The sequence below is a fragment of the Streptomyces liliifuscus genome (assembly GCF_016598615.1).
Lineage (GTDB): Bacteria > Actinomycetota > Actinomycetes > Streptomycetales > Streptomycetaceae > Streptomyces > Streptomyces liliifuscus.
Genome location: NZ_CP066831.1, coordinates 537,049 through 552,610, shown reverse-complemented (window position 1 = coordinate 552,610; position 15,562 = coordinate 537,049). Strand labels below are relative to the sequence as shown.

Below are 15,562 nucleotides of genomic sequence, written 5' to 3'. Positions count from 1 at the left end.
GCCGCAGGGGAGGCCGGAGATCAGGGCTCCGGGATCAGGGATCCGGGGTCAGCACAGACAAGGATCCGTGCCCGACCCGAGGCCGCGGACGTCCCCGTCCCGCAGCGCGCCGGAGTAGGCCTGTACCTCGTCCACGTCGCCATGCAGGTACTCGCCCCAGCCGTCGGCGGCCTTGGCCCGGCCGATCTGGAGGGCGCCGGTGCTGTTCCAGCCGTTGGGCAGGCTCGCGGTGGCCTGGGCGTTGGTGTACCCGTCGAGGTACAGCTTGATCGTGTCGGTCGCGTCGTCGTAGACCACAGCAAGGTGATGCCCCTGGCCCTCGCCCCCGTCCGCGCCCTCGATCTGGGACACCACCTGCTCCGGGGCTCCGGCCTCGTCCTTCTCCGGCATCACCAACTGCCAGGTGTGCGAGGACGGTTCGTAGCGCACCTTGAAGGCGTCGGTGTGCTCACCGGCCTGCGAGAGCACGGTCATCGGGTGGGCGGGCTCGGAGTCCGCGAGGCGCACGACCACACCGAGCGTGAAGCTGTCCCCGGTGTCCACGACGGGCCCGTCGGCAGCGGCGTACCCGCTCTCGCCGTCCAGACGCAGATGCCCGTCACCGACCAGCGGCGGCGGCACGTAGGTGCAGTCGGGGTCGAGGTCCGGGATACAGGAACTGTCGGAGCCCCGGTAGATCGAAGCACCCGCACCGAGCCGCAGAGGCGCGCCGTCCGACTGCTCGGGACTCACGCCGTCCGTCGCGTTCTCCAGTGACCAGTGGCCGAGCAACTTCGGCTTGCGGTACGCCAGTTCGGCCACCTCCTCCGGCACCACTACCCGGTCGTGAACCTGAACGTCACCGATGTTCCCCTGCCACCGGTCCCGATAGCCGGCCGTCCCTCGGGCGCGCCCGATCTGGAAAGCGCCGGCCGCCTCGGCCGGAGCCGCGTCCGCCGCCGTCCCGACCTCGTGGCCATTGACGTACAGCCGCGCCTTTGCGGTCTCGGCGTCGTACAGACCCAGCACATGGGCCCACTCGCCGGTCTCGGGGGCGCCGCCGGACACCCGTGCGCCACCGACCGAGAACGACCAGGCGGCACCGGAGTCCTGACGGCGCAGCCCCAGGCCGAAGCCGGGAGTCCCGTTGGCGTCCTGGCTGGCGACCGTCATGTTCCGTCCGGTCGAGGTGGGCCGCACCCACGCACTCACCGCGAAGGTCTTGCGGATGTCGGTCGCCGGGGCGTCCGGGGTGAGGAAACCGTGGCCGCTGCCGTCGAGACCGACCGTGGCGGAGGTGTTGGTGCCCGCGGGTACCGGGCCGCCGAAGGTCACGCCGGTGCCGGCACGGGCGGCGGTGCCGGTCTCGGCAGCGGCCGAGCGGGAACCCGCAGGGTCGTCCAGTTTCCAGCGGGCGACGGGAGCACGGCCGGCCTTCACGTTGAACTCGTACCGGGACTCCCCGCTGCTCCGGCCCGACCGGTCGATCGCGCGGACCGTCAGCGCCTTGGGCCCCGAGGTGAGCGGCAGGTACGGAATGGTCACCGCCGCGCCGGGACGCTCCGCGGAAACGGTCCCATAGGGGCCGCCCAGGAAGCCGTACGTGTACGACACCACGTCGTCGGAGGGTGAGTCCATGGTGAAGTGGCCGTAGACGCCCACTCCGTCAACCCAGAACACTTCCTCGGGGTTGGGGTATTCGGGAGAGGTGATCGTTGCCTTCGCCGGGCTCACGTCGTCGTACACGAACGAGCAGACCGAGCCGTCGCCCTCGTCGCTCCACGCGGAGGTCGCCTTGCCGTCGTTCGCGCGGACGTGCCAGGAGACGACGGTGTTCGCCGGGATGTCGCCCGGCACCGTCCAGTAGTGGTGCGATCCGGACGACTGGGTGATGGTGGTGTGGTCGCGCCGCTGCTCCACGCCTGACGCGTCCGTCCACCAGGCTTCGAACTCGCCGGTGACCGGGCTGAATTCGGAGGGCTGGTTGTCCTCCTCCGGGTCGTACAGCACTGCGTCGAGCCTGGGCGGCGCCGAGACGTATGGCGTGTTGTCGCCGGTCGCGCAGGCCTTGCTTCCCGACTTGAGATCCTGGACGAGCGGCTGCTTCGGCGGCAGGTTGTCCACCGCGTACGCCGTCCCGGTGGCCGTGAACAGCAACGCCACCGCGCAGCTCCCCATCACCGTCCGTCTGCGTCTGCCCGTCCTTCTGAACCTGGTCAAGTGTCCCTCCCCTGTGAGCGCTTGAGGCTCGTGGATCACACGAGCGCCTGAAGCTAACAGAGGGCACTGACAAGCACCGACAGGGTTTTCGCTCACGCGGAGCCATCCAGCCCGCAGTGGCGCTGACTCGACCGGAGCTGTTCAGTAAAACGAACGCCAGGTTTACTAGCTCAGAGATAGTTCGGTATAGTGAACGCATGGTTCACTCGATCGCGGTGCTTGAGGTTGGCGCACAGGTCAGCGCCTACCTCGACGACACCTACCTGGAGCAGGTCGATACGCGGGTGATCGCGGTCGACGAGAGGGACGGAACGCCATGGGCGGCCGTCGAGCGCAACCCCTTCCATCCGCAGGGCGGGGGCCAACCCGCCGACCGGGGGTGGCTGGAGGACACCGAGGTCGTCCCGGTGCGGGACCGCGAGTCGGGACTGGTCCTGGTCAGGGCAGTTGAGGGCGGCAGCCTTCCGCCCCTCGCCGAGGGACAGAACGTGCGGGCCCGGATCGACCTTCGGGTCCGGACCGCTCACGCCGCACTGCACACGGCCGGACACCTCGTCGAAGCGGCCGGGCGGATGCAGGGGTGGGAGATGGTCGCCAGCAACCATTTCCCCGGTCAGGCACGCATCGAGTTCCAGGCCCCGAGGACGGACACACGGCTGGCCGACCCGGAAGGGCGGGAGGAGGTGACCGCCCTGCTGCGCGTCGCCGTGGCAGCAGCGGTCGCCGACGATCTGCCGGTCTTCGCGCGGTGCCTCGCCGACGGGCGGCGCGTGGTGCACCTGGACTCGCTCCACTCCGCGCCGTGCGGGGGTACGCACGTGCGCAGCCTCGGCGACCTGGCCGATGTCGTGCTGCCTACGCTCAAGGTCAAGAAGGGCCGCATCCGCGTGTCCTACACCGCGACGCATGTGTTGTCCTACACCGCGACGCACGTGCCCCGCGCTGCGACGCACGTGCCATACGACGCCGCACCCCACGTATCGGGTACCGCAACGCACAGGAGCCACTGATGACGCCCCCGCCGACCGGCCGTCAGCCAGTGAGCAGTACCGCCGCCGCGGTCGGCGCGAAGATCCGGCTGCGCCGTCAGCAGCGCGGTATGAGTGCCGCGGAGATGGCCCGGCGCGCTGGGCTGAGCAAGGCCACGCTGTCGCAGTTGGAGGCCGGCAACGGCAATCCGACGATCGACACCCTGGACGCGATCGCGGTCGCCCTGCGCATCCCGATCGCCGACCTGCTGGCGCGCGACGCCGACACCGGGCCGGTCTTCCGGCCGGGCACGGACGCCGAGCCCGGTGAGGTCTCCCGGGAACTGCTGCGCCGCATCAGCAGTGGCAACAGCCTGGAGATCTGGCGGCTGCGCATTCCGCCCGAGACGGAGCTGCCCGGTGTCCCGCACGCCACCGGCACGATCGAGCACCTGCTCATCGCCACCGGGCATGTCACCGCCGGTCCCGTCGACGCCCCGCAGGACCTGGGACCCGGCGACATGCTCGCCTTCGCCGGGGACGCCCCGCACTTCTACCGCACCGGCGCCGAGGAAGTGGACATCACCGTCGTCTTCGCCTCGCCCATCAGCACCTGAGACCCCGGCACCTGAGACCCCGGCGCTTGAGACCCGGGCGCTCGAGACCCCGGCCGCTGCGACCCCACGCCTGAGACGCCACCCCTGAGACCCCACGCCTGAGACCCCACGCCTGAGACCTCAGTACTTGAGACCAAGGAAGACCCCTCATGAGCACCACCATCGCCATCACCCCCTCCAGCCGTGCCTTCAGCAGCGACAACATGGCCGGGGCATCCCCGCAGATAGCCCAGGCCGTCGCCGACGCCGCCGCCGGACAGGTCCTGCCGTACGGCAACGACCCCTACACCGACAGCGCCCGCCGCAGGCTCGGCGAGATCTTCGAGCGGGACGTCGACGTCTTCCCGGTCTCCACCGGATCCGCCGCCAACGGCCTGAGCCTGGCCGCCCTCACCCCGCCGTGGGGCAGCGTGCTCTCGCACCCCGAAAGCCACATCAACACCGATGAGTGCGGGGCTCCGGAGTTCTTCACCAACGGCGCCAAGCTCGTCGGGGTGCCGGGCCCCGACAGCAAGATCGACCCCGATGCGTTGCAGGCGGCGGTGCGCCGTCGGGCCGGTGACGTGCACAGCGTGCAGCCGTCCGCCGTGAGCATCAGCCAGGCCACGGAGAGCGGCAGCGTCTACACCCTGGAGGAGATCCGCCGTCTGTCCGCCATCGCCAAGGACGCGGGACTGCGCGTCCACATGGACGGCGCGCGCTTCGCCAACGCCCTGGTGCATCTCGGCGCCACGCCGGCCGAGATGACCTGGAAGGCCGGCATCGACGTGCTGTCCTTCGGCGCCACCAAGAACGGTGCGATGACCGCCGACGCCATCATCTCCTTCGCCCCCGCACTCGCCGCCGAACTCGCCTTCCGCGCCAAGCGAGCCGGCCAGCTCGCCTCCAAGATGCGCTTCCACACGGCCCAGATCGACGCGTACCTCACCGACGGTCTGTGGCTGCGCAACGCCCGCCAGGCCAACGCGATGGCCACCCGGCTCGGTGACGGTCTCAAGGCCACCCCCGGCGCAGGCCTGCTGGCCACACCGCAGGCCAACATCCTCTTCTGCCGTCTGCCCCAGGAGGTCACCGAAGGGCTCCTGGCCGAGGGCTACGCCTTCTACCACGACCGCTGGGAACCGGGGATCGTCCGGTTCGTCACCGCCTTCTCCCACAGCGCCGACGACATCGACCAACTCCTCGACGCGGTCCGCCGCCACACGCGCTGACCGAAGGCGGCCAGGTCGGCCAGTAGCTGGGAGCCCCCATGGGGCCATTTTATTTGCCCAATAGGCAAACAGCTCGACGGCAGGAAAAACCTCCGGCGCGCGCCACGGGATTGACCCCGCCCTGGGCGCGCACCGGAGGTGCGTTGGATCGCTGACCAGCACGTTCACGGTGGAAAAGGCGTAACGCCCATCAGATCAGCAGCGCGTGATGGTGCCATTCGAAGCGGCACTGTTGTCCACGAACGGCGCGTAAGTCCACCCGGTCACCGTCAGCTCAAGCCCGTTGAGGTGGTTGTAGCGCTCGTACACGGTGAGGTACCAACGGTTGCCTCCACCGAGGTTCTCGCCGGTGCTCCAGCAGGTGGCGAGAAGTACATCCCCGGCCCAGAGATCCGGGACTCCGACCGTACCGGAGGCCAGGTTGCGGCCGTTGAAGACAGCCGCCCCGACCTCCACCCTGAGCAGCGCGGACGCGGACGCGGCCGCCGACGCGGACACGGTCGACAGAACCATCCCACCGGCACTCAGCGCCGCGACCAGCGCGGCCATGGCGCCTCTTCGTCGTAACTTGCCTCTCATACCTGCCTCCTGATGCATGCCGACTGTGCACGGCTCCGCTGAGCCCGCACATGAACCGCTCGCCCCTACCGGAAGGTTTCGCCTGGCCCGACGAGCCAGTAGAGAGAGTGCCTCGCGCTGCTGCGGCATGGCATGAGTAACCACTACTCAACGAGAGAGATACGCCCCGCCTCCGCTCCGGCCGGACGGGCTGGAGCGGAGGCGGATGGGGGGCTGAGGACGGTCTCCGACGGCGGCCTCCGCGAGGCCGCCTACGACAGCGTGATCGCGTACACCTCGATCCGCGGGTCGTCCGGCAGCGTCAACGAGCGGATCTCCTTGGCGTCGTTCAGCTCGACGGAACTGCCGAACAGCCGCACCGGCGGCCCGTCGACGCCCTGGCCGGCCTTGATCCGGTGGGGCATGTCCAGGACGACGGTGCTGCCATCAGGGGCCTGACCGGCCCAGTCGCCGACCACGACCGGGACCTCGGAGCTGCTGCCGTCGGCGTATCGGACGGTCAGCCCGGTCGTCACCGGCCCGTTGTGCGACGCCGCCACCAGGCGCAGGGTGCCGTGACTGCGGGCGGGCAGCAACAGCGTCTGGCCGCGCGCCTCGACGAAGTTCGTCGCGGTCCCGGTCGGATCCGGCGCCTCGTACTTCACGCCGTCCCAGGTGACAGGACCGGCGGCCGGAAGCAGGTCGGCGTCGTAACTCCAGCCGGATCCGTCGAAGTCACCCTGGCCGGGCTTGTCCGTGGTGGCCGTCCCGTCGTGTGCCATGTCCCGGCTCAGGTCCACCGCGCACTGCTTGTCCGTGGCCGTCGCACATTCCGCGGCCGGGCGCACCTCGACGGTGGCGTCGCGGGTGACCGTGCCCGCTCCCTTCGCCTCGACCGTGAGGCGCACCGGATATGACCCGGTGGCGGTGCCCGGCGGCACGGTCACCTTCACGGACACCGTCTTCTGCACGGGCAGGTGCAGGGACCGGATCCGCAGTGGCGAGCGCGGAGTTGTCGTCACCTTCCAGCCCGTGGGCGCCTCAGCCGTCACCGACGCCCGCAGCTCGCCAGGGGCCTGGCCGAGGACGTCCAGGGTCAGGTGGGCGGTCTGATCCGTGTCGCCGACCGGGACGACGTCGGAGGAGCTCCGCAGGGACGCGTCCAGGTGCCGTCGGCCGTCGGCGTCCGCACGGTTGACCGACGGCGGCTGGGCATCCGCACCGGTACCCCAGCCCGACGGCGTCGCACCGAGCCGGTGGACCAGAGTGCCGCCGTGCGAGAGCTTGTCCCAGTCCAGCCAGGTGCGCTTCACGTCCCGGCCGCCCAACGACACCCGCTGTATGTACCGGTTGGTGTCGCTCACCCCCGGCGCGTCGATCGTCAGTGTTCCGCCCTGCCGCTTCCCGTACCGGCCGATCGTGATGGCCGCCGAGTCGAACTGCGGGCTGGACAGCGCCATGAAGTCGCCGCCGCTCATCGTCGGGTAGAGGCCGAGCGAGGAGAACACGTACCAGGCCGACATGGTGCCCAGGTCGTCGTTGCCGGTCATGCCGTCGGGCCCGTTGGTGAACAGCGTCATCGCGGCGCGCACCACGGTCGCCGTCTTCGCCGGCGCGCCCGCCCACAGATACATGTAGGGCGCGTGGAGATCGGGCTCGTTGTTTGGGTTGTAGGTCGGCTTGCCGTAGTAGTCGTACGGCTGGGAGATCCAGTCCTCGCGCGCCGTGCCCGCCGGGTCGGTGAGCAGCCTGTCGTAGGCGAAGAAGGAGTCGAGCCGCTTCTCCGTGGCCTTCCGGCCGCCCATCAGATCGACGAGACCGGCGGGGTCCTGCGGCACGAGCCACTGGTACTGGTACGCGCCGCCCTCATGGAACTGGTGGCCCGCCTCGACCGGGTCGTACGGCGTCAGCCACGTCCCCGCGGTCGTGCGCGGCCGGAACTGGCCGATCGAGGAGTCCCACAGATTGCGGTACCACTGACCGCGGGACGCGAACATCCGCGCGTCGGAGCCGTGCCCGAGCCCCTTGGCCATCAGGGCCAGTGACGCGTCCGCCGCCGAGTACTCCAGGGTCGCCGAAGCCGGGTGGGTGCAGTCGTTGTCGCCGCCCTTGTCCGCGCAGTCCTTCTTCAGCTGCAGGCCCGAGGGTACGTAGCCGCGCTTGCTGTACTGGTCCACGCCGGAGCGGCCGTTGTACGGGGAATCGGCGGGCGGGGTACTGGTCGCGTTCTTCTTCAGCAGCGCGTACGCCTCGTCCTCGTGACCGGCCAGCAGGCCCTTCGACCACGCCTCGACGAGGAACGGCGTCACGGGGTCACCGGTCATGATGTTGGTCTCGCTGTTGGCGAGGGCCCAACGGGGCAGCCACCCGCCGTCCTTGCCGATCGCGAGGACCGACAGCGCCACGTCCCGCGCGACCCGTGGCTCCAGCATCTCCAGCAGCTGGTTCTGCGGCCGGTAGGTGTCCCACAGCGACAGGTTCTGATACGGCGTGAAGTCGGAGGCGGTGTGCACCGCGCCGTCGAACCCCGTGTAGCGGCCGTCGACGTCACCGGCCAGGTTCGGGTGCAACTGGGCGTGGTAGAGCGCGGAGTAGAACACCTTCCGCCGCTCCTGGGACCCTCCGCCGATCCTGATCGAGGAGAGCTGCTTCTCCCAGGTGGCGCGCAACCCGGCGCGCGTCGCGTCGAAGTCGTACGAGTCGCCGGTCTCCTCCGCGAGGTTCTTCCGGGCACCGTCCATGCCGGTGTACGACAGGCCCACCTTCACGACGGCGTCCCGGTCGTCGGTCGCGTCGAAGGTCACCCAGGCACCGTTGGCACCGTCCCCTTCGGCATCGCGCGTGCCCGGCTGGGGAGTTGAACCGCGCCAGGTGCCGTGGTCCTTGAAGGGCCGGTCGAAGGTGGCGGTGAAGTAGACGGTGTGCTTGTCCTTCCCGGCACAGAACCCTCCGGCACGCACCCGCCCCTCCACCGTGCGGTCACCGACCACGTGCACCTCGGAGTCGAACACCTGCTGGTTGGCCTTGCCGGTGTTGAACAGCACGTTCGCCGCGCCGGTGGCCGGGAAGGTGTACCGCTGCCAGCCGGTACGCTGCGTGGCGGTCAGCTCGGCCTCGATGTCGTACGTCGACAGCCCCACCCGGTAGTAGCCGGGGGAGGCCTCCTCGTCGTCGTGCGAGAACTTGGAGCGGTACGTGTCCGGGTTCACGCTGTCGACCGCGCCGGTGGTCGGCATGATGGGCAGCTCGCCGGAGACACCGCAGCCGACCCCGGAGAGATGGGTCTGGCTGAACCCGTGGATCTTGTCCTGCTGATAGTCGTATCCGCCCTGACCGCCGGTGTCCGGGCTGACCTGGACCATGCCGAAGGGGGCGGCGGCCCCGGGGAAGGTGTTCCCGAAGTTCTGGGTGCCGATGAAGGGATTCACCAGTGCGGCGGGGTCGGAGACCGGCTCGGCGGCGGCCGCGACCGGCGGAAGCGCACCCCCGAACAGCAGGCCTGGAATGAGCAGGCTGACGCCCACAGCGATTGCGCGGGCCGTTATCCGTCTGACGGACAGCCGCATCGGGCAGACCTCCTTGACAACGTTGTCTCGGCTGGACAGACCGAGAACCTGCCATGCCGACCGGATCGCTGTCAATGGCCCAAACGCCGCCGTGCGCAGTTGAGTTCGCCGACGTCGACGCCCGTGCAGGACCGGGACGTCGTGAGCATCCTCCGCGACGCGCCTTGTGCCCCGCGCCGCGGAGAAACTCCCGGTACCGCGTCGACCCGCTTGCTTGAATGGGTGGATCAGCCATCCAGTGCCTGGAGACACATGCACCCGATACGTTCGAACGACCCTGGTCTCAGCCGACGGCGGCTGCTGGGCACCGGCGGGGGCATGGCCGCCGCGGCCCTGCTCGGCGCCGGAACCACTCTGCTCGGTGCCGGCCCCGCGCATGCAGTAGTGGACGACTCGCCGCGGTTCAAGCTCGACGGGGACGGCGACAATCCCGTCAAGAGGAAGTCCCTGCACGCCAACTGGGTCATGCAGTCGTTCGCGTACGACAACGTCAACCAGCACATCTACTTCGCCCAGACCAACACGTCGAACACGGACCCTGAGCGCGTCGGGGATCTGTGGATCACCAAGACCGACCTCTCCGGCAACGAGCTCGGCGCGATGGCGCTGCACAACTTCGGCCACGGGGTCCAGATCGGCGTGGAGCCCTACCAGGGCTCCGTCTACTTGTGGACCGAGTGGTGGAGCAGCGCGTCCGGGTTCGGCACCAAGGTGGGACGGTTCAAGTTCGTCAACGGGGCGACGCTGGAGATGACCAGCGCCGCGATCCAGGACCGCACACCGTCGATCGCCGACACCATGGTCAATCCGCAGCCCGCGATCGATCCGTCCACCGACCGGCTCTGGGTGCGCTACAAGGTGGCCGCGGACATGCCGCGCATTGTCGGCTTCACCATGAGCGACGCCCGCGCGGGACGGCTGACCGAGGATCCGGAACACCGGCTGGCCGAACGGGCCCTGCCGTCCAGGGGTGACTGGGGGACCGCCAACCCCTTCCAGGGCTTCGCCGTCTACGGCCGCTACGCCTACCTGTTGGAAGGCGCGGCGAACGGCCCGTCGTACATCTCGGTCATCGACCTGAACGGCACCGGACAGTCCACCGTCGTGGACCGGTGGGAGACGACGGCCGGCGCGTCACTGCCCGGCCGTGAACCGCAGGGCATGGCGATCTGGCTGGCGTCCGGCGCCGCACGGCTGGCCTTCGGCTTCCACTCGAACACCGACGGCGTACGGCAGTCCAGCGTCTTCTACAAGACCCAGTTCGTCCAGGCGGCCACGAAGGCAGCGGACGTTCAGAAGCCGGAGGCCCGGGAGGAGCCCAGCTCCGGGCCCCGGCAGCACCCAGGTGGGCATACCGATCAGGATTGAAGAAGCGCCGGTCACCGGGTCGCGGCTAGCGTGAATCTCATGACTTCCATCGAGTTCCTCACCCTTGAGGTGGCCGACCCCACGGCCGCCGAGCGTTTCTACACGGAGGCCTTCGGCCTGGGCAAAGAAGTACGTCTGCGGGCCTCGGAGGAGCCGACATCCGGCTTCCGCGGGTTCACGGTGTCCCTCGTGGTCTCCCAGCCGTCGATCGTCAACGGCTTCTTCGGCGCGGCCCTGGCCGCCGGCGCCACCGAGCTGAAGCCCGCCAAGAAGTCGTTGTGGGGCTACGGCGGCGTCGTACAGGCCCCGGACGGGACGATCTGGCAGCTCGCGAGCTCGTCGAAGAAGGACACCGGCCCGGACAGCCGGAACATCGACGAGATCGTTGTCCTGCTGGGCGTCTCGGACATGGCCGCGACCAAGCAGTTCTACGTCGACCGCGGCCTCACGGTCGCGAAGAGCTTCGGCAGCAAGTACGTCGAGTTCGACGGTTCGTCCAGTCCCATCAAGCTGTCGCTGTACGGACGCCGCGGCCTGGCCAAGGTCGCCGGAGTCCCGCCGGAGGGCAGCGGGTCCCACTGTCTGACCATCGGCGGCGGCACCGAGACCTTCACCGACCCGGACGGGTTCCTGTGGGAGCCCGCGGCGGCATGAGGCCCCGTCCGACGGCATCGCGGAGGCGAGGCACGACGAGTGCTCGCTCTGCCCCGACCCGTCGGCACCGGAGGACGACCGTCGCGGAACCGGACGTCAGTTCTCGTGACCCGCTCCCGTGAGAGCTGCTCGTGCCCGCGCGGCGCGTACGGCCGCGGACAGGGTGGCGATGTCGTAGGCGCCGTGATGGCGACGGCCGTTGACGAAGAACGTGGGGGTGCCGGACACCCCGCTGAGGTCGGCGGACTCCACGTCCGCGGCAACATGGGCGGCTCCCGTACCGGCCCTCAGGTCGGCGCGGAACCGGTCGATGTCGAGACCGATCTCCTCGGCGTAGCGGAGCAGGTCCCTGGGCCGCAGCTCTCCCTGATGACGCATCATCTGCTCGTGCATCTCCCAGTAGCTGTTCTGGCGGGCGGCGGCTTCGGCGGCCTCCGCGGCGAGCTGGGCGCCCGGGTGCACGTCGGTGAGCGGCAGATGCCGCCATACATAGCGCACGTCCCCGAAGTCGGCGAGCAGCTCGCGCACCACGGGCTCGGCCAGCCCGCAGTAGGGGCACTCGAAGTCCCCGTACTCAAGGAGTGTCACGGGTGCGTCCACGGGGCCGCGTACGTGGTCGCGGTCCATGTCGACAGGATCGCTGAGGTCGACGATCGACCGGCCGGTGCCGAGGAGCGCGCGGGCACGGGAGTGTCGCGGAAGGGCGCCGATCACTCCGGTGACCAGCCAGGTGAGGAGGAAGGCGCACAGGACGGCGGCCAGGATCCCGACCTTCGCCTGCTCCAGCTCGTCACCGTCGAAGGCGATGGTGGCGATCAGCAGGGACACGGTGAAGCCCACCCCGGCCAGGGTGCCGCCGGCCGTGATGGCGCCCCAGCCGACCGGCGGGTGCAGGCGCCCTCCGCTGAGGCGCGTCGTGAGCCAGGTCGCGCCGATGATGCCGAGCGGCTTGCCGAGGACATAGCCGAACAGGATGCCGAGGGTGACCGGTGAAGTGAAGGCCCGGGCCAACTGGTCGGCGCTGAGAGTGATGCCAGCGTTGGCGAGGGCGAACAGCGGCACGATCACATAGCTCGTCCAGGGGTGCAGCATCCGCTGGAGGCGGTCGTTGGGGGAGAGCGTCGAGGCGATCTGACGTCGTACCGAGCGCTCGAGTTCCGGGGTCGGCTGTTCGCGGAAGCGTCTGAACAGCCTGCTGGCCCGTTCCAGGTCTTGGCGCTCCGCCGGGCGGGCATAGGTCAGAAGGCCCATCGCAAGGCCGGTCACGACCGGGTCCACCCCGGACTTCAGGAGTGCCACCCAGATCGCCGCGCCCAGGATCGCGTACAGCGAAGGGAATCGCATGCCGAGGGTGCGTAGCACCAGCAGGACGACGGCGAAGAGCGCGAGCGCGGTCAGCAGTGCGGGCAGGGAGACGGCCTCGCTGTAGGCGAAGGCGATGATGGCCAGCGCCAGGAAGTCGTCGACGACGGCGACCGTGAGGATGAAGACCCGAAGGCTGCCGGGCAGCCGGGTCCCGAAGACGGCGAGCATGCCGAGCGCGAAGGCCGTGTCTGTCGACATCGCGGCACCCCAGCCGTGCACGGAGTCCTCGCCCGCGTTGACGGACAGGTAGATCGCGACGGGCACGAGCATGCCGCTGAGCCCGGCTAGCAGCGGCAGGGTGATCCGTCGGCGTTCTCGCAGCTCGCCCATGTCGAACTCACGGCGTGCTTCCAGGCCGACGACGAAGAAGAACAACGTCATCAGCCCGCTGTTCAGCCACTCGCGCAGGTCCAGCGACACCTCGCCCGATCCGATACGGACCGACAACTCGGTTCCCCACAGCGCCTCGTACGAACCGGCGGCGATGTTGGCCCAGACGAGAGCGGCGAGGGCGCCGGCGAGCAGCACCGAGGCACTGCCGGTCTCCGTCCGCAGGAAGACACTCAGAGGACCGCGCGTGTCCTGGCCGCAGAGGGTCTGTCCCGACGGGGGTGAGGTCTCAGGTGGCACGGTCACCCCACAAGTCTGACCCCACTCAGGATTCGGCACCCGGCGAAGAGGGGACCGCCGCCACCGCCGACGCTGTCCGTGGGGAGAGCCCGCGATTCACGAAGTGCGGGCCACTCCCACGTAGATGCCACTGCCTTCGGCTTCCTGCTCCTTGCCCGAGGGAGCCCACTCCGTCGCGGTGACCAGGCCGGGCGGAACGAGGTCGAGGCCGTCGAAGAAGCGCTCCACCTCGGCACGGGTCCGGAAGCCGAGCCGGATCCCGCCCTTGGCGTACTCGGCGGTGACCTGTGCGGCAAGCTCCGGATAGAGATCGGAGGCGGCGTGCGAAAGCACCAGATAGCTGCCCGGCGGCAGTGTGGCGACCAGATCGCGGACGATGGCGTGCGCGTCCTGCTCGTCGGGGACGAAATGCATCAGCGCGATCAGCGACAGCGCGATCGGGCGGTTGAAGTCCAGGACGCGCCGGGCGTGCTCGACGATCCCCTGCGGCTGCCGGACGTCGGCCTCGATGTAGTCGGTGACTCCTCCGGGCAGGCTGACCAGCAATGCCTCGGCATGACGCAGGACGATCGGGTCGTTGTCGGCATAGACGACCTTCGCCGTCGGCACGATGCCCTGAACGACCTGATGGAGGTTGGGCTCGGTGGGGATCCCCGTTCCGATGTCCAGGAACTGGTCGATGCCCTGCGTGGCGAGCCAGGCGGCCGCCCGGTGCATGAACTGGCGGTTCTGCCGCGCCGCGTCCCTGGCCTCGGGCGGTAGCTTCTCACCGACGGCCTCGTCGACCGGATAGTTGTCCTTGCCGCCCAGCAGCCAGTCGTAGACCCGCGCGGGATGGGCCTTGTCGGTGACGATCCGTGAGAACCGTTGTGGGCCGGTCGGCATGACAGCTCCGTCGTGTCCGTCGCTCCAGGTGACTGGGCCAGGCCGAGTACTCCATGTGCCCTGGTCGAGTAGATCATGTGCTTCGCGCGGGAGGGAAGAGCGTCCCAGCGCCCACGTGCCTCGTTGAACTGGACAAGGTGAGGCCAGGGTGTCCGATGTGGGCTACGTCTCATCCGCGGGCCGTGACACGGGATGCGCGGCTGGTGTCTCCATGCCGAGTCCATCACTCGAGGTAGACACAGGGAGACATGATGAACGGGAATGTTCAGGTGGTCGTGGTCGGCGGCGGCTACGGGGGCGTGACGGCGGCCAACCGCCTGGCTCGGCGCGACGGCGTGTCGGTGACCCTGGTCAACCCTCGTCCCGAATTCGTCGAGCGGATCCGTCTGCACCAGCTCGCGACCGGCTCCGACGACGCGGTCGAGAGCTTCGGCGAGGTCCTGGGCGGGAACGTGCGGCTGGTGGTCGACACCGCGACCCGGATCGACGCCGCCGAACGCCGGGTGTCGCTGGCCGGCGGTGACACGCTCTCGTACGACTATCTCGTCTACGCGGTGGGCAGCGGCGCCGCCGACCCCGGTGTGCCCGGAGCGGCGGAGTTCGCCCACTGGGTGTCGGACCTCGAGGGCGCGGAACGACTGCGGTCGGTGCTCGACGCGGCGCCCGCGTCGGCTTCGGTGACCGTGGTCGGGGCCGGCCCGACCGGTCTGGAGACCGCCGCCGAGGTGGCGGAAACGGGCCGCAAGGTCACCCTGGTCTGCGGCAACGTGCTCGGCCCCTCCCTGCACGCCCGGGTCCGCCGCCCGGTCGCCCGTCGGCTCGCCCGGCTCGGTGTGACCGTCCTCGAAGGTCCCGGCGCACAGGTGACGGAGGTGACGGGCGAGGGCGTACGGCTGGACGACGGCCGCGAGGTGGTCGGCGCGGTGACGATCTGGACAGCGGGCTTCCGGGTCCCGGACCTGGCCGCCCACAGCGGGCTGCGCACCGACTCCGCGGGTCGGCTGCTCACCGACACGACGCTGACCAGTTTGGACGACGAGCGCATCGTCGCCGCCGGGGACGCGGGGGCGATGCCGGACCACCCGTTCCGGATGAGCTGCCAGGCCGCCGTACAGATGGGCCCGGCCGCCGCCGACACGATCCTGCGCCGGATCGCGGGGAAGACACCCGCTTCCGTCCGGATGTTCTTCGCCGGGCAGTGCCTCAGCCTCGGCCGGAGGGAGGGCGTCACCCAGTTCTCGTACCCGAACGACAAGGTGAACGCGATCGGCATCAGCGGGCGGACCGGTGCCGGCGTCAAGGAGATCGCCTGCCGGTTCACCCTCGGCAAGCTGGTGTCCGGGGCACGCAAGGCCGGTCCCCGCACAGCCCACGGCGACGACACCGACCGCCTGGAGACGCCCCGGCCGGAACACCGCACGACCCCGTCCGACACGGGACGCGCGGCCTAGCCGCCAAGCCCTGTCCTCCTTCGGCCGAACCGAGCGGGTCGGCCGAAGGAGGAGGGGGCTCGGCAGGCGATAGCCCGTCTTGGGACCGGG

Annotated in this window: 11 protein-coding genes; 6 read left to right on the top strand and 5 right to left on the bottom strand. The window is 69.7% G+C overall.

Annotation, left to right across the window (positions count from 1 at the left end):
* Positions 1–48: 48 nt before the first annotated feature.
* Positions 49–2,157 (bottom strand): LamG domain-containing protein, encoded by a 2,109-nt coding sequence (locus JEQ17_RS02405; protein WP_200401255.1) that lies wholly within the window; start codon positions 2,155–2,157, stop codon positions 49–51.
* Positions 2,158–2,396: 239 nt separating this feature from the next.
* Here JEQ17_RS02405 and JEQ17_RS02400 point away from each other — a divergent pair, with 239 nt between their 5' ends.
* The 3 genes from JEQ17_RS02400 (at position 2,397) to JEQ17_RS02390 (ending at position 4,995) form a co-directional block, all read left to right on the top strand.
* On the top strand, positions 2,397–3,209 hold the full coding sequence (locus tag JEQ17_RS02400) for an alanyl-tRNA editing protein (protein WP_234048014.1): 813 nt from the start codon (positions 2,397–2,399) through the stop codon (positions 3,207–3,209).
* Positions 3,209–3,784, top strand: a complete 576-nt coding sequence (locus JEQ17_RS02395; protein WP_200393606.1) for a helix-turn-helix domain-containing protein — start codon at positions 3,209–3,211, stop codon at positions 3,782–3,784. The genes JEQ17_RS02400 and JEQ17_RS02395 overlap by 1 nt, the downstream gene beginning before the upstream one ends.
* A gap of 149 nt (positions 3,785–3,933) precedes the next feature.
* On the top strand, positions 3,934–4,995 hold the full coding sequence (locus tag JEQ17_RS02390; protein WP_200393605.1) for a threonine aldolase family protein: 1,062 nt from the start codon (positions 3,934–3,936) through the stop codon (positions 4,993–4,995).
* A gap of 195 nt (positions 4,996–5,190) precedes the next feature.
* Here the strand turns inward: JEQ17_RS02390 and JEQ17_RS02385 are convergent, their stop codons facing one another.
* Positions 5,191–5,574 carry a hypothetical protein gene (locus JEQ17_RS02385; protein WP_200393604.1) on the bottom strand — a complete coding sequence of 128 codons (384 nt, stop codon included), beginning with the start codon at positions 5,572–5,574 and terminating at the stop codon, positions 5,191–5,193.
* A 251-nt stretch (positions 5,575–5,825) separates the two neighbouring features.
* On the bottom strand, positions 5,826–9,119 hold the full coding sequence (locus tag JEQ17_RS02380) for a GH92 family glycosyl hydrolase (protein WP_200393603.1): 3,294 nt from the start codon (positions 9,117–9,119) through the stop codon (positions 5,826–5,828).
* A 252-nt stretch (positions 9,120–9,371) separates the two neighbouring features.
* On the opposite strand from JEQ17_RS02380, the gene JEQ17_RS02375 reads away from it, so the two are divergent.
* Both JEQ17_RS02375 and JEQ17_RS02370 read left to right on the top strand, forming a co-directional pair.
* Positions 9,372–10,487: a phage baseplate protein gene (locus JEQ17_RS02375; protein WP_200393602.1), complete on the top strand. Its 1,116-nt coding sequence runs from the start codon at positions 9,372–9,374 to the stop codon at positions 10,485–10,487.
* Positions 10,488–10,526: 39 nt separating this feature from the next.
* Positions 10,527–11,141 (top strand): VOC family protein, encoded by a 615-nt coding sequence (locus JEQ17_RS02370; RefSeq protein ID WP_200393601.1) that lies wholly within the window; start codon positions 10,527–10,529, stop codon positions 11,139–11,141.
* A 96-nt stretch (positions 11,142–11,237) separates the two neighbouring features.
* Here JEQ17_RS02370 and nhaA read toward each other — a convergent pair whose 3' ends face one another.
* Positions 11,238–13,136: a Na+/H+ antiporter NhaA gene (gene nhaA / locus JEQ17_RS02365; protein WP_200401254.1), complete on the bottom strand. Its 1,899-nt coding sequence runs from the start codon at positions 13,134–13,136 to the stop codon at positions 11,238–11,240.
* A 96-nt stretch (positions 13,137–13,232) separates the two neighbouring features.
* Positions 13,233–14,021, bottom strand: coding sequence for an SAM-dependent methyltransferase (locus JEQ17_RS02360; protein ID WP_200393600.1), 789 nt, complete (start codon positions 14,019–14,021; stop codon positions 13,233–13,235).
* A 251-nt stretch (positions 14,022–14,272) separates the two neighbouring features.
* On the opposite strand from JEQ17_RS02360, the gene JEQ17_RS02355 reads away from it, so the two are divergent.
* Entirely contained in the window at positions 14,273–15,472 is a 1,200-nt protein-coding gene (locus tag JEQ17_RS02355) for an NAD(P)/FAD-dependent oxidoreductase (RefSeq protein WP_200393599.1), read from the top strand.
* The last annotated feature ends 90 nt before the right edge of the window (positions 15,473–15,562 follow it).

What these genes read in the sequence shown, in the direction of transcription:
- JEQ17_RS02400 (WP_234048014.1), top strand. Translation starts at nt 2,397, where the DNA reads ATGGTTCACTCGATCGCGGTGCTTGAGGTTGGCGCACAGGTCAGCGCC.
- JEQ17_RS02405 (WP_200401255.1), bottom strand. Translation starts at nt 2,157, where the DNA reads ATGGGGAGCTGCGCGGTGGCGTTGCTGTTCACGGCCACCGGGACGGCG.
- JEQ17_RS02395 (WP_200393606.1), top strand. Translation starts at nt 3,209, where the DNA reads ATGACGCCCCCGCCGACCGGCCGTCAGCCAGTGAGCAGTACCGCCGCC.
- JEQ17_RS02355 (WP_200393599.1), top strand. Translation starts at nt 14,273, where the DNA reads ATGAACGGGAATGTTCAGGTGGTCGTGGTCGGCGGCGGCTACGGGGGC.
- JEQ17_RS02385 (WP_200393604.1), bottom strand. Translation starts at nt 5,574, where the DNA reads ATGAGAGGCAAGTTACGACGAAGAGGCGCCATGGCCGCGCTGGTCGCG.
- JEQ17_RS02360 (WP_200393600.1), bottom strand. Translation starts at nt 14,021, where the DNA reads ATGCCGACCGGCCCACAACGGTTCTCACGGATCGTCACCGACAAGGCC.
- JEQ17_RS02375 (WP_200393602.1), top strand. Translation starts at nt 9,372, where the DNA reads ATGCACCCGATACGTTCGAACGACCCTGGTCTCAGCCGACGGCGGCTG.
- JEQ17_RS02390 (WP_200393605.1), top strand. Translation starts at nt 3,934, where the DNA reads ATGAGCACCACCATCGCCATCACCCCCTCCAGCCGTGCCTTCAGCAGC.
- JEQ17_RS02380 (WP_200393603.1), bottom strand. Translation starts at nt 9,119, where the DNA reads ATGCGGCTGTCCGTCAGACGGATAACGGCCCGCGCAATCGCTGTGGGC.
- JEQ17_RS02370 (WP_200393601.1), top strand. Translation starts at nt 10,527, where the DNA reads ATGACTTCCATCGAGTTCCTCACCCTTGAGGTGGCCGACCCCACGGCC.